Here is a 372-nt window from a genome sequence, read left to right as displayed (position 1 = left end):
AATTTTCCAACTTTATTTTTTAGAAATTAATGAATAGATATTAACAACTAATTAAAAGTACAGTTAACAGCTTTTGATTTATTAACTTTACCAAAAATTATAAACACAAATTAAGTTATGACTATTTCTATAGGAAACGACCACGCTGGTACCGATTATAAATTTGCAATTATTGAACTTTTAGAATCTAAAGGTATTACTGTTATTAACCACGGAACTGATAGTAATGATAGTGTTGATTATGCAGATTTTGTGCATCCGGTAGCTGAAGATGTTGTAAATGAGAAATCTACATACGGAATTTTAATTTGTGGAAGTGCCAATGGCGTAGCTATGACAGCTAACAAGCACCAAAAAATACGTGCTGGATTA

1 protein-coding gene is annotated in these 372 nt (G+C 29.8%); it reads left to right on the top strand.

All coding sequences use genetic code 11. From position 1 onward, the window contains the following. Positions 1–117: 117 nt before the first annotated feature. Positions 118–372 (top strand): RpiB/LacA/LacB family sugar-phosphate isomerase (locus tag FUA24_RS00535; protein ID WP_148539602.1); only part of this gene is annotated, 255 nt, incomplete at its 3' end.

The sequence above is a fragment of the Seonamhaeicola marinus genome, from assembly GCF_008085455.1.
Note: the sequence above shows the minus strand (reverse complement) of the source record. Positions and strands in the feature narration are given on the sequence as shown.